The sequence below is a fragment of the Kocuria sp. JC486 genome, from assembly GCF_011602805.1.
Taxonomy (GTDB): Bacteria; Actinomycetota; Actinomycetes; order Actinomycetales; family Micrococcaceae; genus Kocuria; species Kocuria soli.
Genome location: NZ_JAAOZS010000018.1, coordinates 34,597 through 59,474, shown reverse-complemented (window position 1 = coordinate 59,474; position 24,878 = coordinate 34,597). Strand labels below are relative to the sequence as shown.

At 67.3% G+C, this 24,878-nt stretch carries 19 protein-coding genes and 2 tRNA genes; 12 read left to right on the top strand and 9 right to left on the bottom strand.

Annotated features, from left to right (window positions below):
- Window positions 1–126: 126 nt before the first annotated feature.
- The 4 genes from GWK18_RS09860 to GWK18_RS09845 form a co-directional block, all read right to left on the bottom strand.
- Window positions 127–1,029: an alpha/beta hydrolase gene (locus tag GWK18_RS09860; protein ID WP_123826210.1), complete on the bottom strand. Its 903-nt coding sequence runs from the start codon at window positions 1,027–1,029 to the stop codon at window positions 127–129.
- 130 nt (window positions 1,030–1,159) lie between these two features.
- Window positions 1,160–2,683: a peptide MFS transporter gene (locus GWK18_RS09855; protein WP_166834961.1), complete on the bottom strand. Its 1,524-nt coding sequence runs from the start codon at window positions 2,681–2,683 to the stop codon at window positions 1,160–1,162.
- A gap of 65 nt (window positions 2,684–2,748) precedes the next feature.
- Window positions 2,749–3,762, bottom strand: coding sequence for an NADP-dependent oxidoreductase (locus tag GWK18_RS09850; protein ID WP_166834959.1), 1,014 nt, complete (start codon window positions 3,760–3,762; stop codon window positions 2,749–2,751).
- Between the two features lie 84 nt (window positions 3,763–3,846).
- Window positions 3,847–4,236 carry a DUF1304 domain-containing protein gene (locus GWK18_RS09845; protein ID WP_166834957.1) on the bottom strand — a complete coding sequence of 130 codons (390 nt, stop codon included), beginning with the start codon at window positions 4,234–4,236 and terminating at the stop codon, window positions 3,847–3,849.
- 164 nt (window positions 4,237–4,400) lie between these two features.
- Between GWK18_RS09845 and GWK18_RS09840 the strand changes: the two genes are divergently transcribed.
- The 6 genes from GWK18_RS09840 (at window position 4,401) to GWK18_RS12930 (ending at window position 12,887) form a co-directional block, all read left to right on the top strand.
- Window positions 4,401–4,982 carry a TetR/AcrR family transcriptional regulator gene (locus tag GWK18_RS09840; RefSeq protein WP_166834955.1) on the top strand — a complete coding sequence of 194 codons (582 nt, stop codon included), beginning with the start codon at window positions 4,401–4,403 and terminating at the stop codon, window positions 4,980–4,982.
- A gap of 192 nt (window positions 4,983–5,174) precedes the next feature.
- Window positions 5,175–7,271 (top strand): acyltransferase family protein, encoded by a 2,097-nt coding sequence (locus tag GWK18_RS09835; RefSeq protein ID WP_166834973.1) that lies wholly within the window; start codon window positions 5,175–5,177, stop codon window positions 7,269–7,271.
- A gap of 575 nt (window positions 7,272–7,846) precedes the next feature.
- The gene (locus tag GWK18_RS09830) at window positions 7,847–10,021 is read left to right on the top strand and encodes a DEAD/DEAH box helicase (RefSeq protein ID WP_166834953.1); all 2,175 of its coding nucleotides are present in this window, start codon (window positions 7,847–7,849) and stop codon (window positions 10,019–10,021) included.
- Window positions 10,022–10,127: 106 nt separating this feature from the next.
- Window positions 10,128–10,216 (top strand) — tRNA-Ser (locus GWK18_RS09825).
- 242 nt (window positions 10,217–10,458) lie between these two features.
- Entirely contained in the window at window positions 10,459–11,685 is a 1,227-nt protein-coding gene (locus GWK18_RS12935; RefSeq protein ID WP_209280931.1) for an HAD-IC family P-type ATPase, read from the top strand.
- Window positions 11,673–12,887: an HAD-IC family P-type ATPase gene (locus GWK18_RS12930; RefSeq protein WP_209280930.1), complete on the top strand. Its 1,215-nt coding sequence runs from the start codon at window positions 11,673–11,675 to the stop codon at window positions 12,885–12,887. The genes GWK18_RS12935 and GWK18_RS12930 overlap by 13 nt, the downstream gene beginning before the upstream one ends.
- Here the strand turns inward: GWK18_RS12930 and GWK18_RS09815 are convergent.
- Window positions 12,871–15,012: a prolyl oligopeptidase family serine peptidase gene (locus GWK18_RS09815; RefSeq protein WP_123826196.1), complete on the bottom strand. Its 2,142-nt coding sequence runs from the start codon at window positions 15,010–15,012 to the stop codon at window positions 12,871–12,873. The two genes, GWK18_RS12930 and GWK18_RS09815, sit on opposite strands and share 17 nt — an antisense overlap.
- Window positions 15,013–15,068: 56 nt before the next feature.
- On the opposite strand from GWK18_RS09815, the gene GWK18_RS09810 reads away from it, so the two are divergent.
- Entirely contained in the window at window positions 15,069–17,132 is a 2,064-nt protein-coding gene (locus tag GWK18_RS09810) for an FAD/NAD(P)-binding protein (RefSeq protein WP_166834952.1), read from the top strand.
- 36 nt (window positions 17,133–17,168) lie between these two features.
- Here GWK18_RS09810 and GWK18_RS09805 read toward each other — a convergent pair whose 3' ends face one another.
- Window positions 17,169–17,588 (bottom strand): hypothetical protein, encoded by a 420-nt coding sequence (locus tag GWK18_RS09805; protein ID WP_245193172.1) that lies wholly within the window; start codon window positions 17,586–17,588, stop codon window positions 17,169–17,171.
- Window positions 17,589–17,706: 118 nt separating this feature from the next.
- Between GWK18_RS09805 and GWK18_RS09800 the strand changes: the two genes are divergently transcribed.
- Window positions 17,707–18,513 (top strand): ABC transporter permease, encoded by an 807-nt coding sequence (locus GWK18_RS09800; protein WP_166834950.1) that lies wholly within the window; start codon window positions 17,707–17,709, stop codon window positions 18,511–18,513.
- A 119-nt stretch (window positions 18,514–18,632) separates the two neighbouring features.
- Here GWK18_RS09800 and GWK18_RS09795 read toward each other — a convergent pair whose 3' ends face one another.
- On the bottom strand, window positions 18,633–19,034 hold the full coding sequence (locus GWK18_RS09795) for a VOC family protein (RefSeq protein WP_166834948.1): 402 nt from the start codon (window positions 19,032–19,034) through the stop codon (window positions 18,633–18,635).
- A gap of 32 nt (window positions 19,035–19,066) precedes the next feature.
- Complete coding sequence (locus GWK18_RS09790) at window positions 19,067–20,065, bottom strand: acyl-CoA thioesterase (RefSeq protein WP_166834946.1); 999 nt, start codon at window positions 20,063–20,065, stop codon at window positions 19,067–19,069.
- 112 nt (window positions 20,066–20,177) lie between these two features.
- Here GWK18_RS09790 and GWK18_RS09785 point away from each other — a divergent pair, with 112 nt between their 5' ends.
- Both GWK18_RS09785 and GWK18_RS09780 read left to right on the top strand, forming a co-directional pair.
- The gene (locus GWK18_RS09785) at window positions 20,178–20,621 is read left to right on the top strand and encodes a helix-turn-helix domain-containing protein (protein ID WP_123826182.1); all 444 of its coding nucleotides are present in this window, start codon (window positions 20,178–20,180) and stop codon (window positions 20,619–20,621) included.
- A gap of 20 nt (window positions 20,622–20,641) precedes the next feature.
- On the top strand, window positions 20,642–21,010 hold the full coding sequence (locus GWK18_RS09780; RefSeq protein WP_166834944.1) for a HepT-like ribonuclease domain-containing protein: 369 nt from the start codon (window positions 20,642–20,644) through the stop codon (window positions 21,008–21,010).
- Between the two features lie 108 nt (window positions 21,011–21,118).
- On the opposite strand, the gene GWK18_RS09775 is transcribed toward GWK18_RS09780, so the two are convergent.
- Window positions 21,119–21,206: transfer RNA gene (locus GWK18_RS09775), tRNA-Ser, on the bottom strand.
- 128 nt (window positions 21,207–21,334) lie between these two features.
- Here GWK18_RS09775 and GWK18_RS09770 point away from each other — a divergent pair.
- Window positions 21,335–22,315, top strand: a complete 981-nt coding sequence (locus GWK18_RS09770; RefSeq protein WP_166834942.1) for an NAD(P)H-quinone oxidoreductase — start codon at window positions 21,335–21,337, stop codon at window positions 22,313–22,315.
- 185 nt (window positions 22,316–22,500) lie between these two features.
- On the top strand, window positions 22,501–24,795 hold the full coding sequence (locus GWK18_RS09765; RefSeq protein WP_166834940.1) for a carbon starvation CstA family protein: 2,295 nt from the start codon (window positions 22,501–22,503) through the stop codon (window positions 24,793–24,795).
- The last annotated feature ends 83 nt before the right edge of the window (window positions 24,796–24,878 follow it).

Genomic DNA, 24,878 nt, shown 5'->3' with positions numbered 1-24,878 from the left:
TGCGCCGGCCCCCTTCCCCCCCCGCGCCCCCCCCCCCCACAACCACGCCCCGCCCCCCCGTTTGGGGGGGTGGGCGTTCGACGCTTAGTGGTGTGGTCGAGGGACTGAGGGCGGGTGGCCGGGCTGTCAGTTCGGGGAAACCTGGGCGGCAAGATCGGCCACCGACTCCACCAAGTCCGTGAGACCCGGTTCCTCGATAGGGAAATGCCCGCACCCACGCAACATGACCACTCGTGTGGGTCCGGACAACCGCCGCAAGAAGCGGGTGCTGAGTTCCACCGGTGTCCACGCATCCTGTGCTGGGTGGGTCAGGAGCAGCGGTTTGGTGAAGTCCTCCGGTGCGCTGTGTCGATGGGTCATGTAGGACCGGAAGAACCGAAGTGGGACCTTGGCGCCCCCGCCTCTCGGGTCCAATGCACACAACTTGGAAAGGTCCGGGTTGCGGCTCATCTTGGACAGGTCCGCCACCCACCGCATCGGGATCATGAGGTCGCCCACGCGTCCGCGGAGCAACCGCAGGAACGGAGGCCCCAGGACGGCCAGGGGTCCGAACCGCGTCATGCGTGCGCGTGCACGCCAGTCGGCTGGGTCCAAGAGGCAGGTTGCTGCCACAGCGACCACGCGATCGGAGCGGTGAGCCACCTCGTACGCGATCAACCCGCCGATGCTCGCACCGAGCAGCAGGACGGGCCGTTCGTCGTCGTCGGCGTCCAGGAGATCCTGGAGGAGGTCCAGCCACAAGTCGTAGGTGACCTTCTGCGGGGTGGGTGATTCGGTTCGCCCGTAGAGCGGGAGATCGATCGCCGTCACGTCAAGTCCGTGGTCCGCCAACTGGGCCACCGTGGGCCACAGCGCCGCACTGTGTGCGCCGGCCCCGTGCACGACGACGACGCGCACGGGACTGTCGCAACGGGCCCTGGCGACGTGAACGCGATGCCCGGTCCACGACCACCAGTCGTGGACCGGATCAATCGCGGCCGCGGCTCGACGGGGTTCCGGGAGGAATGCGGCGTACTGAGCTTCCGACACGTTCCGAATCTACCGGCCTGAGTGGGCAGCGCCAGCGACCCCGATCATCGACCACACCACTAAGCGTCGACCGCACACGTTATGGAGTGTGTGGTCGACGCAAAGTGGTGTGGTCGAGGGGACGGAAGGGTCAGCGGACTCCGCGCATCATCTTGGTGATCGAGCGCGACAGCACCAGCAGGATCACGCCGATGCCGATGGTCACGGCACCCAGGGTGCCGAAGTACGCGGCCTCGGTCTCGGCGCTGTAGAACGTCGCCAGGGAGCCCGACAGCGCGGTGCCCAGCGCCACGGCCAGGTAGTTCAGGGCCACCATCTGCACGGGGAACGACGTCGGCGCGAGCTTGGTCGACAGCGACAGGCCCACGGGGGAGACCAGCAGCTCGCCGATCGTCGCCACCAGCATGATCAGTGCGATCCACATGACTGCCACCATGGCAACGTTCACCTGGCTGAGGAAGATCAGGAACGCGGAACCCATCAACACGATGCCCAGCCCGAACTTGGTGGGCGTGGACGGCTGGCGGGTGCCGAGCTTGGTCCACAGGGCCGCGAACACGGGCGCCAGCACGATGATGAAGAACGGGTTGAAGGACTGGACCCAGGAGATGGGCATCTCCCAACCGAACAGCGACCGGTCCAGGCGGGTGTCCGCGTAGATCGTGAGCACCGTGAACTGCTGCTGGAACAGCGCGAAGAACGCCGCCTCACCGATGAACAGCGGGATGAAGGACAGGACGCGGGAACGCTCGTCACCGTCGACCTTGCTGCTGCTCAGCAGCAGCGTGAACACACCGATCGCCGCGATCACGATCAGGGTCACGATCACGTTGGCCAGATTGGCGGCGTTGAGGAGGCCCGTGACCACGGCAATTGCGATCAGAACGACGGCGACGACGACGATCCCGATCCACTTGGGGTACTGGGAACGAGGCAGCGGATCCGGAACGTGGTGAGCCGATTCGCGCATCGCACCGCGGGTCAACCAGTACTGCGCCAGACCGATGGCCATGCCGATCGCGGCCAGTCCGAAGCCCAGGTGGAAGCCCCAGGACTGCTGAACCAGACCGGTCAGCAGCGGGCCGAACAGACCGCCGATGTTGACGCTCATGTAGAACAGCGAGAAGCCGGCGTCGCGGCGCGGGTCCGTGCGCTCGTACAGGCCACCCACCAGGTTGGTGATGTTGGCCTTGAGCCCTCCGGAACCGACGGCGACCAGCATCAGACCCACGGCCAGGCCCGCCACGCCCGGTAGCAGCGCCAGCGCGATGTGGCCGGCCATGATCATGAGGGCGCTGACGAACATGGCCCGTTCGGAGCCCATCAGGCGGTCAGCCACCCAGGCGCCGACGATGGTGAACAGATACACGCTGCCGCCGTAGGCTCCGACGATGCCTGCGGCGACCGACTGGTCGATTCCCAAGCCACCGTCGGTGGTCTGGAAGTACATGTAGATCAGGACGATGCCCTGCATGCCGTAGAAGGAGAATCTCTCCCACAGCTCCACGTTGAACAGTGAGGCCAACATTCTGGGCTGGCCGAGGAAGGTTTTCTGGTCATTCTGACCAGGGTGGTTGTTGGTGGGGGACGGAGTGGCCGCGGGGTCAGCGGCGGTCTGTCCCCGGCTTTCGGGGGGTTGAATCGATGAATTCATGCGTCTACCTTGCGCCTCCTGCCCGCGATTGCACAGCAGGGATGCGGAACGGAGCCACGGTTTTCTCAGGCGGTGCGCACGACCATCTTTCCGGTGTTGGCCCCGCGCATCATGTCCAGGAAGGCGTCAACGGCGTGGTCGATTCCGTCCACCACCGTCTCGTCGTAGGCGATCTTTTCCTGGCCGAACCACTGCGCCATGCGCTGGTTGAACTCCGGCGCCAGGTCCATGTGGTCACCCAGGGTGAAGCCCCGGAGCGACAGGCCCTGCTGGATGATCTTGACCATGTTCTTGGGTCCCGGCACGGGCTCGTCCGAGTTGTACGCGGCGATCGCCCCGCACATTGCCACCCGTCCGTCCCGGTTCAACGTCCCCAGTGCCGCCTCCAGGTGGTCGGCCCCCACGTTGTCGAAGTACACGTCAATGCCCTGCGGCGCGGCAGCCGCCAACTGCTCTGCCACCGGTGCGTCCTTGTAGTTGAAGGCGGCGTCGTACCCGTACTTGGTGGTCAGCAGATCGACCTTCTCGGGTGAACCGGCGGAGCCGATGACGCGCTCCGCCCCGAGCAGGCGAGCGACCTGCCCGGCGGCCGTCCCAACCGCTCCGGCGGCGCCCGAGATGAACACCGTGTCCCCTTGCCGCACGGGCGCAATGCGGGTCAGACCCACATAGGCGGTCAGCCCGGTCAGCCCCAGAACGCCCAGATACAGGGACAGCGGTGCTCCGGGGAGTTCGGGAACCACACGGAACTTCTCGGCGTCGTCCTGCGCGATGTCCCGCCACCCGAGCGGGTGGAGCACGACGGCGCCGACGGGGACGTCGTCGTCCGTGGATTCGACCACCCGGCCGATCGCACCGCCGGTCATGGTTTCACCGAGTTCGAAGGGCGGGACGTAGCTCTTGGCGTCGTTCATCCGGCCGCGCATGTAGGGGTCCACGGAGATGAACTCGTTGCGGACCCGGACCTGCCCGGGGGTCAGTTCGCCGTAGGAGACGGTGGCGGTGCGGAAGTCCTCCGCGGACGGCCAGCCGGTGGGGCGGCGAACGAGCTGGATCTGTGTGCTGTCAACGGAAGTCATGAGTCCTCCAGGGGTTGAGGTCGTGCGGAATCTGCGGGTGATTGAGGGTGGCGTGGGTACGACGGCGCAGGCCGCCGGCAGGCCTCAGGCGGCCAGGCCGATCCCCAAGGCAATCACGCCGAGCAGCGGCAGGGTCAGTTGTTTGAGTGCGGCCGCCGTCTTGGTGCGGTCGGACAGGAGAAGCACCAGCCCGGCCGCGACCATGGATCCGGCGCCCGTGAAGATCAGGGTTGCGCCGACAGCGGTCGAGCCCAGTGCCATCAAGACCAGTCCCAGGAACACCGCGACGGCCAGGAACAAGTTGTAGAAGCCCTGGTTGAACGCCAGCGACTTGGTGGACTCCGCGAACTCGGCGGACGGGAGCCCGAAGGTGTGCCGGGCTGCGGGGCCGGTCCAGGCGAGGGACTCCATGTAGAAGATGTAGACGTGAATCAGGGCTGCCAACCCGGTCAGGATCAGGCCGATGACGGTCATGGAATACCTTTGCTCGATAGTTGAGGAGGGCCGAACAGAGCGAAGAGATGCTGAACCGGCCCACTAATTTGAACTGATCGTTCCAATATATGCTGATCTCGCGCGACCGCAACACGGGGGAAGGTCCGCGAGGGTCGAGCACCAGAGGTGGAGAGGGCGGATTCATGGGCCGGGCGCAGAGCTTTGACACGGACACGGTGGTTCGGGCTGCCCTGGGCGTGTTCTGGGAGCTGGGTTTTGAGGCGGCTTCCCTCCCGGATCTGGAGCGCGCAACCGGGCTGAACCGTTCCAGTCTCTACAACTCGTTCGGCAACAAGCGAGGACTTTTCGACGCGGCGGTTGAGGACTACCTGGACCGCGTGGTCCGGCCGCGACTGGCACCGATGACGGGTCCGGACGTGGCGCCGGAGGCCGTCGTGGACTATCTGCGTCAGCTACGGGCGTCCCTGGCCACTCCTGGGTCCTTGCCGGCCAGGTTCGGGTGCCTGCTGGTCAGTGTGGCCGGTGCGCCGCTGGGCCAGGATGACGTGGTGCGAGGCGTGATCTCCGGATACCGCACGGAGATGTTGGCCGCCATGACCCGAGGCGTGCAGGCGCACGCCCCGGACCTGTCCGACGAGGAGCTGCGGCAACAGGCCGAGATCACGACGGGTCTTGTCATCGCGGCTCTCGCCATGGCCCGGGTGGATCGGGGCGCGGCTCTGGCCAGTCTGGACGCCGCTCTGTGGCACCTGGGGGAGCGCTGACCCGAGTCGGGGGTGGCGCCGGTTCAGGGAGGGCGGGCCTGACAGGTGCGTGCACCGGTCGCTGATCGGAACCCGCGGTCCCGTGTGACCAATTGCCCCTGGAAGGCACTTTCCCGTAATGGTTCGCATGCGTAAACTCATGCGCTAGGAAATGCTTCCCGAGCCAATACCCGAGCCAACACCAGCGCCAGTATTCAAGCCAGTCGCCAAGGATCCAGAATCAGTACACGTACCGATGCTCCCTCACAGGGTCTCCGCGGAGGCCCCACCCGCCGCACCGAGATCCAGGGGCTGCGGGGTCTGGCGATCCTCCTGGTTGTCGGTTTCCACCTGTGGGGGACCGGTGTCTCCGGCGGGGTCGACGTGTTCTTCGTGGTCTCGGCGTACCTGCTGACCCTTTCCTTCACACGCAAGGCCGCGAGCGGCAAGCCACTGGACCTGCTGCACTACTGGTCACGGACGTTCGTACGCCTGCTGGTGCCGGTCGGAATCGTCCTGCTGAGTGTCCTGGTCGCCGCGATCGCCTTCTACCCCCGCTCGCGCTGGGAAGCCCTGTGGGAGCAGCTGCTGGCGGCGGCGACCTACCGCCTCAACTGGAATCTCGCGGAGCGATCCGTGGACTACTACGCCGGTGGAGGGGTCAATTCCAGCCCCGTCCAGCACATGTGGTCCCTGGCTGTTCAGGGCCAGGTCTTCGTGTTCTTCCCGCTCCTGATCGCACTGGCGCTGCTGGTGGCCCGATGGACCAACAGGTCCTTCCGAACCGTTGCCGTTTTGGTCTTCGGTGCGGTGTTCGTGGTCTCCCTGGCCACCTCCGTCCTGGTCACGCGACTGGATCCCGCGCCGAACTACTTCGACACGCGCTTGCGCCTGTGGGAGTTCGCGCTGGGGGCGCTGGTCGCACTGGTCGTCACCCGTCCGTTGCCGCGCCGCCTGGCGGTTGTGCTGGGGTGGACGGGCCTGGTCGCGGTGGTCAGCACCGGATTCGTGGTGGGACCGAACGCGCTGTTCCCGGGATGGGTGGCGATCATCCCCACCGTGGGCGCCGCCCTTCTTCTGATGGTCAAGGACGACGGCGGTGATCACGGTGCGCACGTGCCTCTCCGGGCGCGGTGGCTCACCTGGATCGGTGACCGTTCCTACGGGATCTACCTGTGGCACTGGCCGATGATGATCACCTACCTGTTGCGCACCGGCGCCCAGGACGTGCCGATCCACGTGGGGCTGGTGATCTTTGGTCTGTCGGTCCTGCTGTCCCTGGGGACGGAGCAGGCCGTCGCGTTCGTGACCCGGCCGCGATCTGCCAAGCAGAAGGCGTCCACGCGTCGGGAACTCGTGCGGCTGGTCGCCGTCGTCGGTGTCGTGGCCCTGCCTGTGACGGCGGCCCAGGCCTGGACGGACAGCCGCGCCCGTGCCCAGGCGTCCTACGAGCGCACCGCCGAGAACTACCCGGGGGCGGCCGTGCCGGCCGGAACCTACGACGAAACGGCGCTGCCGGACCTGGAACCGATCCCCATGTGGTCCGAGGTGAACGCGGAATGGGGCAGCCCGGGGGAGGCGTGCACGGAGGAGCAACAGCCGGACAGCTTCCAGGACAACTCCGAATGCTTCGTCTACGAACCCCAGCCCCAGGACGGCGGAACGGGTGAAGGCGGCGAGCCGCAGCGGACCGTGGTGTTGCTGGGCGATTCGCACGCCAAACAGCTTTCCGAACCTTTGAAGGCCGTGGCGGACGAGCAGAACTGGCGCGTCGTCAGCTATCTGTACCCGGCCTGTCGATACGCGGGTGAGACCGAAGGCAACACGGAGGAGTGCAACCGGTTCAACGCCGCCGCGCAGGAAGCGGTGCTCGAACTCGACCCGGACGCCGTGATCGCCCAAGGCACCCGGTCGCTCATGGACGGCGACCGCGAGGAGTTCGTACCCAACTGGTACGACGGGGTGGAGCCGTTCGAGGACGCGGGCATTCCCGTGGTGAGCGTGCGCGACAACCCGCGCTGGGACCGGGACATGTACGAATGCGTGGACCTCTACGGGGAGGACAGTCCGCTGTGCTCCGACTCCGCCGACGATGCCCTGGGTGGGCAGGAGATCCTGGACGAATGGGACAAGGAGAACCCCGGGGTGCCGCTGGTGGACCTGACGGACCTCTACTGCCCTGACGGTCATTGCGGTCCCGTGGTGGGCAACGTGATGGTCTACCGGGACCTGGACCACATCACCCGGACGTTCGGCCTGACCACCGCACCGGCCCTGGAGGAACGCCTGTTGGACGCGCTCCACTGGTGACGCCGCCCGTGATCGCGGCAGCCTTGCCGCGGATCGCGGCAGCGGTCGTGACGTTTCATGACGCCTCGAACTGCGGGGAACCCGCGCGAGGTGTCGGCCGTGTGGGGGTGGGGAGTGGGTCCAGCTGTCCCCATTTTCCGGGACGCAGGATTCCTCGGGGGAGGGGCCGACGCGGGCGGATCCGCCCGTCAACAGTGCCTCGGCGCCGAATTGGCGGGGATCCGCAGACTAGTGGGCATGCATAGAGTCGCCGCTGGGCCGTACGGTCGAGGAAACGGGAGTCTGTCAGGCTTTCACCAACGGCTCGACTTCTTCAGAGACCTCCGGGAAGCGTCCATCGTTGACCCGGAATCCGTGAGCGGGCTATGGCGTGCAAGGCATCGGGGGGTGCCTGCACGGTGAGTGGCTCGCCGCATCCGGGGGGAGAGCCGGCGAGCTGAGGGGTTGGGATCGGTCGGGGGGCCGATCCCAACCCCCACGCATTTCCTGACTCACACCGGCATCACCCGGAAGGCGATTCCACAGGGCGGATGACCGCCTGTTGTGTTGTCCGTGCACCTTGCCAGACTGGTCGCATGGCATCCCCGACTCCGCCCCTTGACCAAGCGCTGTACGCGCAGGCCGTCGATCTGCTGCGCGCGCTCACCGGTCGGCCCGATGCCACGTTCCACCCCGGTCAGTTCGAGGCCATCCAGGCACTGGTCGCCCAGGGGCGCCGAGCGCTGGTGGTTCAACGCACGGGCTGGGGGAAGTCCGCGGTGTACTTCATCGCATCCTTGCTCCTGCGCGCACGGGGCCGGGGGCCCACGCTCATCGTGTCCCCGCTGCTGGCACTCATGCGTGACCAGGTCGCGGCTGCAGCTCGCGCGGGCGTCCGGGCCGCCTCCATCAGTTCCGCGAACGCCACGGAGTGGGGCGAGATCCTCGGTCGGCTGGACTACGACGACGTCGACGTCCTGCTGATCTCACCTGAACGGCTCAACAACGCCCGGTTCCGGGACGAGCAGTTGCCGCAGCTCGTGCAGCGCATGGGGCTCCTGGTGATCGACGAGGCTCACTGTATCTCCGACTGGGGACACGACTTCCGGCCGGATTACCGCAGAATCCGTGATCTGATCGGGCGGCTGCCCACAACCGTGCCCGTCCTGGCCACCACGGCCACCGCCAACCAGCGGGTGGTCCACGACGTGGAGGAACAACTGGGCGTGGGGCTCGTGTCCCAGGACCGTGAGCCGGTGCTCACCCTGCGCGGGCCCCTGGCCCGTGAGTCCTTGCGCCTGGGGGTCCTGCGTCTGCCGTCGAACACGGTGCGGCTCGCGTGGCTGCTGGAACACCTGGGGGAGTTCGAGGGGTCCGGAATCGTGTACGCCCTCACGATCAGCGCGGCCGAGGACACCGCCCATGCCCTGCGGGAAGTGGGCTACCAGGTGGAGGCCTACACGGGCAGGACCGATCCGGCCGATCGGGAGCGGCTCGAGCTCGCTCTCAAGGACAACCAGGTGAAAGCACTCGTGGCCACCTCTGCCCTGGGAATGGGTTTCGACAAACCCGACCTGGGGTTCGTGGTGCACCTGGGGGCGCCGTCGTCACCCGTGGCCTACTACCAGCAGGTCGGCCGTGCGGGCCGTGCCACGGAGCGCGCGGACGTGCTCCTGCTGCCGGGGACCGAGGACCGGGAGATCTGGGAGTACTTCGCCACCGCGTCCATGCCCACGGAGGCCAAGGCGCAGGCCGTGTTGAAAGAGCTGGGTGCGGCCGAGCGTCCGCTCAGCGTCGGGGCTCTCGAAGCGCGGGTGGACATCAAACGGTCGCCCCTGAACATGCTGCTGCGGGTCCTGGCCGTGGACGGCGCCGTCGAACAGGTCCAGGGCGGATGGCAGTCCACCGGACAGCCCTGGAGCTACGACGCCGAACGGTACGGCCGGATCCGTCAGGCCCGGATCGACGAGCAGAACGCCATGCTGGACTACGAGAACAAGTCCACCTGCCGCATGCAGATGCTCGTGGAGCAACTCGACGACCCCCAGGCGGAGCCCTGCGGGCGGTGCGACAACTGCGCCGGGCCCTGGTATCCCACGGAGGTCAGCCGTGCGGCCTCCGAATCTGCGACGGCCACGTTGAAGCGAGTGGGCGTTGCCATCGATCCGCGGGCGCAGTGGCCGGTGGGCATGGACCGACTGGGGGTTCCCCTCAAGGGCAACATTCCTCCCGCCGAACGCGCCTCGGAAGGACGCGCGGTGGCCCGACTCACGGACCTGGGGTGGGGTAATCGTCTGCGCGAGATCTTCCACACCGATGAGCAGGGCCGCCCCGTGGACCAGGACGTCGATCAGGCGCTGGGGCGGGCCTGCGTGGAGGTCCTGGCCCAGTGGAGTCATGACGGTTGGGGTGGGGCTGGGCGACCCGCCGGCATCGTGGCCATGCCGTCCCTTGCAAGGCCCCGTCTTGTGCATTCCCTGGCTCAGGGACTGGCGGCAGCCGGGCACCTGCCGTATCTCGGTGACTTGGGTCTGGTTGAGGGGCATCCAGGTGGCGGCGGGGGTAACGGCGCCTACCAGTTGGCTGCGGTGTGGGGGAAGTTTGTGGTGACCCCGGACCTTCGCCAGGCCTTGGAGCAGATCGACGGGCAGCCCGTGTTGCTGATCGACGACCTGGTGGACAGCAGGTGGTCGCTGACCGTGGCCGCCCGCGAACTCCGCCTGGCCGGGAGCGGACCTGTGCTGCCGTTCGTGCTCGCCTCCCGGGGGTGACGGCCCGCCTGACCGACCACGTGGTTTTGACCCGAGTCACGCGCTCCGACTAGCATGGCGCGTGCTGTTTCCTATCGGGGTCCATGGCCTCCGCGGGGTGCAGCGGGGAGACGTGCCAGAGCGGCCGAATGGACTTCACTGCTAATGAAGGATCCGGGGAAACCTGGATCGAGGGTTCAAATCCCTCCGTCTCCGCCGACCGAAGTGAATCTGGCCGGGGTCGATGTCCTGCCGAAAGGAGGACATCGACCCCAATCTTTTTCGTTTCGCCACTGGCGCCAGGCGGCCGGTGTGCGGTGAGGTCACGCACTTCCTATCCTGGAACAGTGGTCCGAGTTCACCCGCGACGCAGCGGGGATTCTCCGGCATCGACGAGACGCACCGGGCGGGCCCGAACACCTGGATGGGAGCCACACGTCCCAGCCGACCCGCGATCGTTGACCACCCCCGAGGCCGCCCAGGGCCCCGGGATCTCCGGGACTCGGCCGCTCGAGAAATCCGGCCTGGACGGCGACTTGACCAAGATCCAGGACGCCCACGCGCTCCCAACCCAGGACGTGGAGCAGTGTCTGGCCGTGGACCCGCACCGGGGGTTGTCCACCGAGGAGGTCAGCCGTCGTCGTGATGTGCTGGGGCCCAACAAGCTCCCGGATCCGCCGCGCGACAGCGTCATCGTCCGCTTCCTGCGGCATTTCAACGACGTTCTGATCTACGTCCTCCTGGCTGCGGCCGTCCTCACGGCCGTGCTGCAGGAATGGGTGGACACCGGCGTGATTGTTCTGGTCGTGGTGATCAACGCGGTGATCGGCTTCGTCCAGGAAGGCCGGGCGGAGAAGGCGCTGGAAGGCATCCGCCAGATGCTCTCGGCCAGCGCGAGTGTGCGTCGGGACGGCCTGTGGTCCACCGTCGAAGCGGAGGACTTGGTACCCGGCGACATCGTTCGCCTGAGTGCGGGGGACCGGGTCCCCGCGGACATTCGACTCCTGGAGGCCGCCAACCTGACCGCGGAGGAATCCGCGTTGACCGGTGAATCCGTCCCGGCGGACAAGACGACGGCCGCCGTGGAGAAGGACGCACCCCTGGGGGACCGCACCGGAATGCTGTTCTCCAGCTCGATGGTGGCCTCCGGGCCGGGCACCGGCGTCGTCGTCGCCACCGGGGCACAGGCCGAGATCGAGCGCATCAACGCCATGATCTCGGAGGTGGAAACCCTGGAGACCCCGCTGACCCGGCAGATCGCGTCGTTCAGCACGTGGCTGTCAGCCATCGTGTTCATCGCCTCGCTCGTGCTGATCGCGGTGGGTCGGTTGGTTCACGGGACGGACCTGCTGCCGGCCGCCGTCGGATTCGCCGTCGCCGCGATTCCCGAAGGGCTCCCGGCACTGATCACGATCACCCTAGCGCTGGGCGTGCAGACCATGGCCAGGCAGAAGGCGATCACGCGCAAACTGCCCGCCGTGCAGACCCTGGGCGGCGTGACCACCATCTGCTCCGACACGACGGGCACCCTCACCAAGAACGAGATGACCGTGGTCAAGGGTGTGGTCGGTGACCTCGAATTCGACGTTTCCGGGGCCGGCTACGAACCCCGCGGATCCGTCACGGCGGGCGGGCAGGACCTGGACCTGTCCCACCCCGGCATCCGCCCCTGGTGGAGGCAGTAGGGACGGTCAACGACGCCGATCTGACCGAGAACGGCGACGGCTGGACGATCGTCGGCGAGCCCACGGAAGGTGCCCTGCGCACGTTCGCCGCCAAGCTCGACCTGGACCACCAGGCCGCCCGGCGCCACGCCACCCTGCCGTTCAGCTCGGACTACAAGTTCATGGCCGCGGCCCTGGACCTCCCCGACCGGGAAGACACCTACGTGCTGGTCAAGGGCGCACCGGACGTGCTCCTTGCGCGGTCAACCACCCAGATCGAGGCGGACGGGCAGAGCTCCGAACTCCAACTGGAGACCTGGCAACAGCGGATCGAGGACCTCAGCAACCAGGGCCTCCGCGACCTGGCGGCCGCACGGAGAACGGCCTCCGACCAGGACACGGGAGAAATCACCCCGGATTCCCTGGGCCACGAGCTGCAGTTCCTCGGCCTGGTGGGCATCGTGGATCCGCCCCGCGAGGAAGCCATGGCCGCGGTGCGCAGCTGCCGGGACGCGGGGATCGTCGTCAAGATGATCACCGGGGACCACGCGGGCACTGCCACCGCGATCGTCCGGCAGATGTGCATCGACGACGGCGCAGGTGCGGTCACGGGCGTCGAACTCGAGGCGGCCGACGATGCCACCTTGCAGCACCTGGCCCTGACGCACAACGTGTTCGCGCGGACCAGCCCCGAACACAAACTGCGCCTGGTCAGGGCGCTGCAGGACCACGGTGACGTCGTGGCCATGACCGGCGACGGCGTCAACGACGCCCCCGCTCTCCGGCGCGCTGACGTGGGCGTGGCCATGGGCATCAAGGGCACCGAGGTGACCAAGGAATCCGCCGAAGTGGTCCTGGGGGACGACAACTTCGCCACGATCGAGACCGCCGTGGAGGAAGGTCGGCGGATCTACGACAACCTGCGCAAAGCCATCGTGTTCATCCTCCCGACCAACGGCGCCCAGTCGCTCGTGATCCTCCTGGCCGCCCTTCTGGGGTGGATGCTCCCGCTGACGCCGCTGCAGATCCTCTGGGTCAACATGGCGGTGGCGGTGACTCTTGCCTTTGCCTTTGCCTTCGCCTTCGACACCCGGCCCCTGGGAGCGGATGCTTTGCTCATTGCGACGGCGATGGGTGCGGCCGTGTTCGTGATCGTGGAGGTGACCAAGGCCCTGACCAACGCCGTGGTCAGCCGGAGGAAGCGGGCTACAGCGTCCCCGTGACGCAGCGCCACAGGAACTCGGAGGACAACGCGTGCGAGCGGGCGGCCTGCTTGTTGTCGCCCGCTCCCGCGTGGCCACCTTCCAGGGTCTCGTGGAACCACACCCGTTCGTGGCCCTGCTCCTGCATCAACGCGGCCATCTTGCGCGCCTGCACCGGGCCCACCCGGTCATCGCTCGTGGCGGTCCAGAACAGGACCGGCGGGTAGTCGGCATCCGCCCGCACCAGGTGGTACGGGGAGAAGGTGCGGATGAACTCCCACTCCTTCGGGTCCTCCGGGTCCCCGTACTCGGCGACCCAGGAGGTTCCCGCGGACAGTTTGGTGTAGCGGCGCATGTCCAATAGGGGCACGCCGCAGGAGATACCGCCGAACAGGTGCGGATAGGTCGCGAGCATGTTCCCCACCAGCAGCCCACCGTTGGAACCGCCCGAACAGGCCAGCGACGCCGGACTGGACACCCCGCGGTCGTGCAGGTCCTGGGCCACGGCGGCAAAGTCCTGGTAGGCGCGGTGTCTGTTCTTCTTGAGGGCAGCACGGTGCCACTCGGGTCCGAATTCACCACCGCCGCGGATGTTGGCCACCACGTACACACCGCTGCGACCGGCGGCCACGGGCCCGTCGTCGGCTCCGTCGTCGTCGTTGCCGGGGGTGAAGGCCCGGGTCAGCCAGGAGCGGCCGGTGACCCCGGAATAGGCGGGTGTGCGGGAGACCTCGAACCCTCCGTACCCGGAGAGCAGGACGGGATTGCGGCCGTCCAGCGGCAGCTCGGCGGGCCCCACCTGGTAGTACGGGACGCGGGTTCCGTCGGCTGAGGTGGCCCAGTGCTGCTCCACGCGCAGCCCGTACGCGTCGAAGAACGACGGCGCCCGCTTCACCTCCCGCGGAGCCTCGTCCCGGGTGGGGTCGGCGCCGAGTGTGCCGCGCATGATCGTGGTCGGCCGGAGGAACCCCGAGGTCGAGACCCAGATGTCGTTGCCGTCCCGCGGATCCTCGTCGTCGACGGCCCAGACGCTGGTCGAGTGGTGGGCCAGGGCGGTGGCCAGGGGGCGGGAGGTCCAGGTGCCCGGTTCGACCACGCGCACCTCGGAGGAGACGTCGTGCAGCAGCTGCAGGACCAGTCGATCCGCGGTCCACGACCATCCCTGAAGACTCACGTGCGGGTCCGGTTCGAACACCACGTGAAGATCGCGGTCACCCGCCTGGTACCGATCGAACTCGGCGGCCAGCAGCGTGCCCGGGGCGAACGTGCGGCCTTCGAGCTCCCAAGCCTCCTGCGGACGAAACAGCACCCACTGCTTGTGGATGTCCACCTCCACGGATTCCGGGACCTCCACCGGCACCGGATGCCCCGCGGCGTCGAAGACGTAGGTCACGGAGCGGAAGAAGTCGATCACGTCCAAGGCCAGCGTGCGTTCGTGTCCGGGCGTGTGATCGTGACCGGCCCAGGCCTGCACGTGGTCGTGGGCCACCTCGAAGACCACCGGAGCCTCGGTGAGCCCCGTCCCGCGGGACAGACGACGAACCTGCGCGGGGTAGGAGGAGGCAGTCAATGATCCCGGACCGGCCTCCGTGGCCACCAGGAGGGTGTCGGCATCCAGCCAGGACGCGGAGGTCTTGGCCACCGGGATGTCGAACCCGCCGTCGGAGGGGTCCACGAAGGAACGGGTGACCAGGTCGAATTCACGCACCCTGCGGGCATCGCCGCCGTCGGGGCTCAGCGAGATCAGCGCACGGCGCCACTGCCCGTCCGTGTAGCGCGGACGCAACAGCCGTGACCCCGCCCAGACCCACGGCGTGCCCTCCCGCTCGGAGAGTTCGTCAAGGTCCAACAGGACGTCCCACTCGGGGCGCTCGCTGATCCACGACTCCCAAGAGGTCCTGCGGAACAGACCCCGCGGGTGATCTGCGTCGCGCCAGAAGTTGTAGTAGAAGTCGCCCTGCTTGGAGACCATGGGGATCTTGTCCGTGGAGTCCATGACCTCCAACGCACCGGCCTCCAGCCGCAACAGATCGTCCGTGACCAGCAGGGATTCGGTGCGTCGATTCTGTTTCTCGACCCATGAGAGTGGCTCGGTGCCGTGGATCTCTTCGAGCCACAGGAAATCGTCAGGATGGTGATGGGTCATGCCGTCGAGCCTATGCGTGACCGTGCCCGTTCCGGCGTGGTTCTATGCTGAAATCCATGACCTCCCCCTCCGAGTCTGCGCCGATTGCCCCTGCTCCCACCCCGTCTGACCAGCCCGCTCACGGCGCGGCGGGGGTGCCGGAGCCATCGGGTGAAGCCGCACGTGCGACGGGCGTGCCCCGGGTGGTCGTCATCGGCGCGGGGCCACGCGGGCTGTCGGCCCTCGAACGGATCGTGGCCCACAGCGCGGCCACCGGCAGGCGCGTCCAGGTGGACGTCGTGGACCCCTTCCCTCCCGGGCCGGGTCACGTGTGGCGCACCAATCAGTCGCCGCGGTTCCTGATGAACACCCCCAGTCTGTTCCCCACGGTGATCGCCGATGACGGGGTGCTCCCGGTGGACCCCCTGCCCGCCCTGCGGGGTATGAGTTTCGACGCCTGGCGTGCGTCGATTGCCGACGGCTCCCTGGTCCTCGAATCCCTGAACGACGACGACGCCGCCCTGCTGAAGACCATGACGCGCACGGACTTTCCACCCCGCCGGATCTACGGTCTGTACCTGGAATGGGTGTTCACCACGATCCGACGAAATCTCCCGGAGTCGGTGGAACTGCTGGTTCACCGGGACGCCGCGGTGGCGGCGCGACCCGTGGACGCGGGGCGTCACCGGTTCGCGGTGGAGATCGCCGGACAGCAGGAGCTGCCCGCCGACCACGTGGTCCTGGCGCTGGGGCACTTGGACGCGCACCTGCGCCGGGACCAGAAGGACCTGGTGGACGCCGCCGCGGAACACGGTTTGCAGTACCGTCCACCGGCGGTTCCCGGGGACGTGCACTGGGAGGAACTGCCGGCCGGTGAGACGGTCCTGTTCCGCGGGATGGGGTTGAACTTTCACGACGTGGTCACCGAACTGACCGAGGGCCGCGGTGGTCAGTTCGTCGAAGCTCCGGGCGAGGACGGTGCGGGGCGATTGGTGTACCGGCCCTCCGGGCGGGAACCGTTCGTCGTCGTCGGGTCCCGGCGTGGAACGCCGTACCGGGCCAAAGCGGAGATCGACGGGTACTACGCCCGGAGCCTGGACCACAAGTTCCTGACCCCTGAGCGGGTGCGGGAGCTGGCCGACGGTGAGCCGCTGGTATTCGACACGGACCTGTTGCCCCTGGTGCGCAAGGACGCCACCCGCGCCTTCTACCAGACCCTGGCCAGGGTCAGTCCAGGCGCCTTCGACCGGCCCGCGGACCAGTTCCTGGCGGACCTGGACCGCGCGCTCGGACTGGGCGGGCCCGAAGATCCCGAGGACCCGACGCCGTGGGACGTGCACGTGGAGCGTCTGGTCAACCAGGCCGTGGCCTACGAGAACCGGCTCAACATCAAGTGGCAGTCCTATCCCTTCCTGGACGAACGGTTCAGCTCCCACGAGGAGTACGCCGCGGCCCTCGTGCACTGGCTGGACCGCGATGCCGCAGGCTCCGCGGCCGGGGAGGACGATCCCGCCAAGGTCGCCTTCTCGTCACTGAACTGGTCGCGCACGCTGCTCAAGCAGGTGGTGGCCGAGAGGGGGTTGCAGGACGAGTCCTGGTACGAAGAACTCATGCGCGCGTTCTCCCCGCTGGTCGAGGGCCTGGCCTCCGGCCCGCCGGCCTTGCGCATCCGGCAGCTGGCGGCGCTGGCCAGAGCCGGGGTGGTGCGCTTCCTGGGGCCCAATCCCGTGTTCCGTGTGGACACCGAACGCGGTTGCTTCGAGGCGAGTTCCCCCTGGGTGGCGGATGAACCCTTCCGAGCCGGGTGGATGATCGAGGCGATGTCCCCGCCCAACGAGGTGCGCCGCAACGTTTCACCGTTGCTCACCGCCATGCACGAGCACGGCCTGGTCCGCGCCAAGTCGCTGCACGTCGACGACGGCGCCGCTCACGTGGCGGGTCCCGGGCTGGACGTCACCGCCGCACCGTACCGCGCCGTCGGGACGGACGGTCAGGCGCGGGAAGGGGTGTGGGTCCTCGGACTGCAACTGGCCTCGGCCCAATGGGGCACGTCCATCGCAGCCGAGGCGGGAGCCCCCGCCGCGCTGGGCTCGCGGACCTTGGCCGACGCCGACCGGGTCGCGGCAGCCATCCTGGGCTGATGCTTTGCGCAGCAGCACCTTCCGGACGGTACGGGGCTACTGCTTGTGGTCCTGGGAGTCATCGGGCCGGAGGCCCCTGAGGTAGATCTCGACCAGCCACGCGTCCATCTCCTCGTGGGGGAACACCCTGGAGGCAGGCTCCGGCAGTGGGCGGGTGATGGCCCCCAGGCCAATGAAGAACCGCTGCGGCGTCAACGTGGGTTCGATCAGCCCGTGGGACCGGGCGCGATCCAGGACCGGGGTCAGCACCTGCATCAGCCGATCGCGGCGCTCCATGAACGGGCCCAAGTCCTTTTCCGCCAGGGCAGTCGGGGCATTTGAGCCCGTGGCAATCGCACCCGTCCGCAGCGCACCACACCCCCGGACGAACTCCGCCCACGCACCCTGGGGGCCGGCCTCCCAATCAGCCAGAGCCTTGGTCGCCAGGGCCTCGACTTGCTGGGCGATCTCATCCACGATGCCCAGGATCAAGTCCGGACGCTCGGGGAAATGACGGTAGAGAGTCCCGACTCCGACGCCCGCGGTCTGGGCTATCTGACGCGCGGTGAGCGGGCCCGAGATGGGGGTTGATGCGATGACCGATCAACTCGAGACCGCCAACCCCGGCGCATTCGAGACCACCACGTATGACTCGGCCGACGAGGTGCGGGACGCGGTCGAGAACCGGGAGGCCATTGGCGGCGTGAGCCTGAGCCCGGAGGGTGCAACGATCACCACGGCTGCCGGGGCCGGGACGCCTTACGCCACCATGCTCACGCAGATGGGCGCGGGCCTGGAACAGAGCGGGCAGTCCGTGACGTACCAGGAAGTGGCACCCATGACCGCCGACGACCCCAATGGCGCGGGCCTGAACGCCCTGGGCCTGCCACTCGTGTTCGGCGGCATGATCTCCGGGGTTCTGCTCTCGACCGTTCTCAAGAACCGTCCCGTGCACAAGATCCTCGGATCCCTTGGGATTGCGATCTTCGGAGGGGCCGCCGTCGCAGCAGTGCTGCAGTTCGGATTCCACTCGACCGACGGCAATTACTGGCTGCTGGCCGCAGGGGTGTCGTTGGGTATCGCGGCCGTGTCCCTGACGATCCTGGGACTCGAATCCACCCTGGGTAGGGCGGGGCTGGCGCTTGGTGCCCTGGTGATGATGTTCGTCGCGAATCCGCTGTCCGGCATGACGGCCGGTGCCGCGTGGCTGCCCCAACCCTGGGGTGCCATCGGTCAGCTCCTGCCGCTGGGTGCCGCCAGCACGTTCATCCGTTCCGCGGCGTACTTCGACGGCGCCGGGGCCGGGACTGCGCTGACGGTTCTGGTGTGCTGGATCGTGCTCGGCCTGGCGCTCATCGTCCTGGGCAGCTTGCGCCGGCGTTCGTCGTCGGTGGCGAAGTGAGGCGCTGAGGAACTTTGACAGGGAAAGGGCCACGAATCGAGCAGATTCGTGGCCCTTTCCCTGTCAAAGTTCACCGCTTGGGGTGCCCAGCCGTGACGCAGGGTCCTGTTCAGGCGGTATCAGGCCTGAGGCTCGGCCCAGCACAGGCAGAAGGGGTGGCCCGCTGGATCGGCGTAGACCTGGAAGCCCATGGGGGAGTGCAGGTCCTCCGCGGCCTGGAGCAGGGTGGCGCCCAATTGCACCACCTCCTTGTGCGTCGCATCCAGGGCATCACGTTCCACATAGAGATCGAGATGGATCTGTTGCTGTTGATCACCCGAGGGCCACTGCGGCGGCTGGTGGGTCGGCGACCACTGGATGCCGAGTTCCTCACGCCCCTCGACCACGACGGTGTGCCAATCCACCTCCTCGTGATTGACCATGCCGCGTTCGACCGTGCCGCCCAGGACCGCGGCCCAGAAGGTGCTCTCCGCCTCGATGTCGGTGGCATCGAGAACCGGGTACTTCTTGATGATCTTCATGGGACGTCCTCCTGAAACCGCACTTCGCGGGGTTAGTTCTCTTTGAGCAGGTGGTTCGGCAGCCGGTTGCCCGGCGCGCGGCCGCGGATTTCCAGCATGTCCCGCGCCAACTGCCACAGGCGCTTGTCCTCCGACGACGACGGCTCCCACCGTGGCACCGGAACTGACGTTCCCTCGTCGTCGCGGGCGACCATCACGGTGATGCAGTTGGTCGTCACGCGGAGGTCACCACTCTTGGGGTCGCCCGAACGGACCTCCACCCAGACGTGCATGCCCTTCCTGCCGGTGTAGATCAGGCGGGCATCGACCTCGACCAGGTCTCCGATGTGCAGCGGCTGCAGGAATCGGATGCCACCGGAGAACACCGCCACCGTGTCCTGACCGCAGTAGCGGCTGGAACACAGATGGGCGGCGGAGTCGATCCACTCCATCACGATGCCGCCGTGGACCTTCCCGCCCCAGTTCACATCGGTGGGTGCCGCCAGGAAGCGGAGGACCACGCGCTCCGCGGTGCCCTCACCGGCGGGTTCCTGGCTGTTGAGCAGGGCGGTGATTTCGTTGCGCACGGGCACGCGATCCAGTGCGTACTGCTGGGCGAGTTCCTGTTCCAGGGACTGCGGCTCGAACCGCGGGACTTGGGTGGACTTCCCGTTGCCGTCGACCGCCACGAAGATCACCAGGCAGCGGGCGCGTTCCTCGAGTTGTCCGGTCTTGGGATCGCCCGATCGCACCACGGTGTTGATGTGCATGGACGAGCGCCCGGTGTGCAGGACGGTGCCGGTGACCTCGACCATCTCGCCCACCTGGACGGGGTAGCGGAAGTGGATGTTGCCCACGTAGGCAGTCACACAGTAGGACCCGGACCAGGCCGTGGCCGCGGCGAAGGCCGCCTTGTCCACCCATTCCAGAACCCGGCCTGCGTCCACGGTGCCGGAGTGGCCCAGGTCGGTGGGTGCGGCCAGGAAGCGCAGCGTCACCTCGTGGCGGCGGTCGTGGGCGGAGGAGGGCGACGGCGTCGTTGCGGTGTCCATGGGAGTCAAGTTACCCGCTGGCCGGAAACGTTGTGCTCAGATCAGGGTGCAGGCCTTGTCAGGATTGCCGTGGGTATATCGCCGTCGATAACCCTGGCTGTAGGGTCGGTTCATGGACATCAGAGCCCAGCGCCTGGCCGCAGGGATGAGTCAAGCTGAGCTGGCGCAGGCAGCGAACGTGGCGCAACCCAACTTGTCCGCCTACGAGAACCGCCGGCGGACACCAACGCCAGAAGTGCTCCACCGCATTGCGCAAGCACTACGGAAGAGGCCGTCGGCGCGCGTTGCAGAACATCGCCAAACGGTCTTGGAGATCGTGGCGCGCCACCGCGCCGCGGCGCCGCGCATCTTCGGCTCGGTGGCCCGCGGGGAGGATGACGACGAATCCGATCTGGACATCTTGGTGGATTTCGCTCCGGACGCGACGCTGTTTGACGAGGTCGGGCTTCGGGTGGACCTGCAGGAGCTGCTGGATGTCAGAGTGGACGTGGTTGCCTCCGACTCCTTGCGCGGAGAGATCCGCTCACGGGTCTTGGCCGAAGCGGTCCCGCTGTGAACCAGCACGAGCGGAAAGCATTGGACACCCTGACGCAGATCGTCGCCGTCTGCGACGTCTTGGACCAGATGACCAAAGATGGATCGGCCGTTTTCCTCGCTGACATCCGGTCACAGTGGGCAGCGGAAATGGGGCTCATTCGAATCGGGGAATACGTGAATCGCCTGCCGGTGGAACTGCTGAGGCAATACCCGGAGCAGCCCTGGCGGACGGTGGTGGCCATGCGCAACTTTGCAGCCCATCAGTACGACGACCTTGAACCGCGGCGTGTATGGCAAACCCTTGTGGTCAACATCCCATCCCTGCGCGACTACGTTTCCACCGTGATCATTCCAGGGCTCGGGAACGCTGCACAGCCGGACGGCGACACCGCAAAATCCCACGAGTGACTTCGAGTCCATCCAGCTGGACTGATCTCCCGCCCATGAGACCGCCCGGGTACGACGAAGGCCCCGAGTCCCGCGTGATTTCGCGGTTCTCGGGGCCTTTGCCGAATGCGGAAGGTGTAGGATTCGAACCTACGGTACGGGGTTACCGCACACCGGTTTTCAAGACCGGCTCCTTCGGCCGCTCGGACAACCTTCCATGTACCGAGTCGGCTTCCACCGCCCGTACGGGGGAACACATTAGCACACCCGGTGGTACGGCGGCCCCGCCGGCGGTGCCACCGGCATCGCCCACCGGTACACCCGAGCTAGAGGTCAGGAGCGCCCATGCGAGTCGTCGTGAACAGCCGGCCGGGAGGCCCTGAGGTCCTGGAAGTGCAGGAGCGGACACCTTCGGAGCTGCCTTCGGACGGGGTACGCATCAAGGTCGCGGCCGCGGGGATCAACCGGGCCGATGTCCTCCAGAGAGAAGGTAATTACAAGATTCCGCAGGGGGCCTCAGAGGTCCTCGGCCTGGAGGTCGCCGGCACCGTCGTCGAGGTCGGCCCCGACGTCGACCCTGACTCCGGGATCGAACACGGCGCGGAGGTGTGCGCCCTGGTGGACTCCGGGGGCTACTCGGATGAGGTGGTGGCTCCCGCCGCGCAGGTGCTGCCCGCCCCGTCCGCTGTCACGCTGGAAGAAGCTGCGGGCCTGCCCGAGGTGGCCGCCACCGTGTGGTCCAACATCTTCATGGAGGCTCGCGCGCAGGAGGGCGAGACCGTTCTGATCCACGGGGGTTCCGGAGGTGTGGGAACCGCGGCGATCCAGATCTGCAAGGCCGCGGGACTGCGGGTCCTGACCACCGTGGGCAGCGCCGAGAAAGCGGCCTACGCGCAGCGGCTGGGTGCCGAGCCGATTCGATACGACGTCGAGGACTTCGCCGCCCGGGTCAAAGAACTGACCGACGGCAGGGGAGTGGACGTGATCCTGGACGTCGTCGGCCCGGACTACCTGGAGGGCAACCTCAAGTCCCTCGCGGTGGACGGGCGGCTGGTGATCATCGGCATCCGCGGGCGAACCGGCCAGATCGACCTGGGTCGACTGGTGGCCAAGAGGCTGCACGTGGCCGGCACCGCCCTGCGCCCGCGACCGGCGGCTCAGAAGGCGCACATCATGCAACAGGTCCGCGACCACGTCTGGCCCATGATCGAGCGCGGCCAGGTCCACGTGGTGGTGGACCGCATGTTCATGTTGAGCCAAGTTACCGAGGCCCACGAGTACTTCGATTCCGGTGCGCACAAAGGCAAGGTGCTGCTGCGCCCGTGATGATCCCTGCTCACACGGCATCCGTGGCGGCCCGTGGTTGACCGAGCGGACCGACGGCGCAACGGTGCTCAGGCCTGGGCCACGGCAATCGACATGTTCCGCGTCACAATTGAGCCTAGACTCACGGTGTCTCGAGGCTGACCACACCCCTCAAACGAGCATCCTCAACCTTCCTCAGGAGCATCATGAGCACCACAGTTCATCCCCCGAGCGGCGGTGGTTCCGGGTCGCAACCCGACATGGAACTGCCCCCGGTCGCCGTCGACCCCGAAGTCCTGGAAGCGGAACACCGCCGCTGGACCCCCGCCAAGATCGCCATCTGGGTGGCCATCGCACTCCTGGGCGGCGTTGCCTGGGCCATGATCGCGATTGTCCGTGGCGAGACCATCAACGCGATCTGGTTCGTGCTGGCGGCCGTGTGCAGTTACCTGATTGCGTACCGGTTCTACGCCAAGTTCATCGAGGCCAAGTTGGTCCAACCCGATGACACCCGGGCGACCCCCGCGGAGTACAAGGCCAACGGTCGCGACTACCTGGCCACGGACCGTCGGGTCCTCTACGGCCACCACTTCGCCGCGATCGCCGGTGCCGGACCCCTGGTCGGCCCCGTCCTGGCAGCTCAGATGGGTTACCTGCCCGGCACCATCTGGATCGTCGTCGGCGTGATCCTGGCCGGTGCCGTCCAGGACTACCTGGTGCTGTTCTTCTCCATGCGCCGCGGCGGCCGTTCCCTGGGCCAGATGGCCCGGGAGGAACTGGGCGTGGTGGGAGGCTGGGCCGCGATCATCGCGACCCTGACCATCATGGTCATCATCGTGGCCATCCTGGCCCTGGTGGTGGTCAACGCCCTGGGTGAATCCCCGTGGGGGGTCTTCTCCGTGGGCATGACCATCCCGATCGCGCTCTTCATGGGCCTGTACCTGCGCTACATCCGCCCCGGCAAGGTCATGGAGATCTCCGTGATCGGCTTCGCCCTGCTCATGCTGGCGATCGTGGCCGGTGGTTGGGTTGCAGAGTCCTCGTGGGGTGCCGAGCTCTTCACCCTGGAGCGCACCACCCTGGCGTGGCTGGTGATCGCCTACGGTTTCATTGCAGCGATCTTGCCCGTGTGGCTGCTGCTCTCCCCGCGCGACTACCTCTCGACCTTCATGAAGGTCGGCGTGATCGTGTTGCTGGCGCTGGCGATCGTCGTCGTACGTCCCGAGATTTCGGTGCCCGCCGTGTCCGAATTCGCCGGGCGCAGTGACGGACCCGTGTTCGCGGGCGCACTGTTCCCGTTCCTGTTCGTGACCATCGCCTGCGGTGCGCTGTCCGGGTTCCACGCCCTGATCGCCTCCGGAACCACCCCCAAGATGGTGGAGAAGGAACGCCAGACCCGCATGATCGGCTACGGCGGCATGCTCATGGAGTCCTTCGTGGCGATCATGGCCCTGGTGGCGGCGATCTCCATCGACCGCGGCATCTACTTCGCCATGAACTCCTCGGCAGCAGCGACCGGCGGAACAGTCGAAGGCGCCGTGGCCTGGGTGAACTCCCTGGGTCTGACCGGCGTCAACGTCACACCGGAGATGCTTCAGGGCACCGCCGACGCCGTGGGTGAGGAGACCATCGTCTCCCGCACGGGGGGCGCACCCACCCTGGCCGTGGGGCTGGCCCACATCATGCAGCAGTGGTTCGGTGGACCGGGGATGATGAGCTTCTGGTACCACTTCGCGATCATGTTCGAAGCCCTGTTCATCCTGACCGCGGTCGACGCCGGTACGCGTGTGGCCCGCTTCATGCTGCAGGACTCCCTGGGCAACTTCGTTCCCAAGTTCGCGGACACCAACTGGCGGCTGGGTTCCTGGCTCACGATGGCGATCATGGTCGCCGGGTGGGGATCCATCCTGATCCTGGGTGTGACCGACCCCCTGGGCGGGATCAACACGTTCTTCCCGCTGTTCGGCATCGCCAACCAGTTGCTCGCGGCGATCGCGCTGTCCGTGTGCCTTGCCATCGCTGCGTCGCGCGGAAGCTTCAAGTACCTGTGGATCATCGTGGTTCCGCTGGCCTTCGACCTGGTGGTCACCGTGGTGGGTTCGTACCAGAAGATCTTCTCGGACAACCCCGCCGTCGGGTACTGGGCCAACCACAACGCGTTCAAGCAAGCGCTGGCTGCGGGCGAGTCCAGCCACGGCACAGCCAAGACCGTGGAGGCCATGGAGGCCGTGGTGCGCAACACCGCGGTCCAGGGCACCCTGTCGATCGTGTTCGTGGTGCTCTCCCTGATCGTGGCAATCACCGCGATCCTGCGCACCATCCGTTGCTTCCGCGAACGGACCCCCGAAGTGCACGAGGACCCCTACGTGCCCTCCAAGTTCTTCGCCCCGGCCGGATTCGTTCCCACCGCTGCGGAGAAGGACCTGGAGAACCAATGGGCAGAGCTCCCACTGGAGGTTCGCACCCCGGGAGCCGCACACGGTCACGGGCACGGCCACTGACGTTCGCGTCGGCAGGGTCGGTCACATCGACTCACGGTTCGACGACGGCGCCACCCGGCGTCGTCGTCGAGCCCACCGAACGG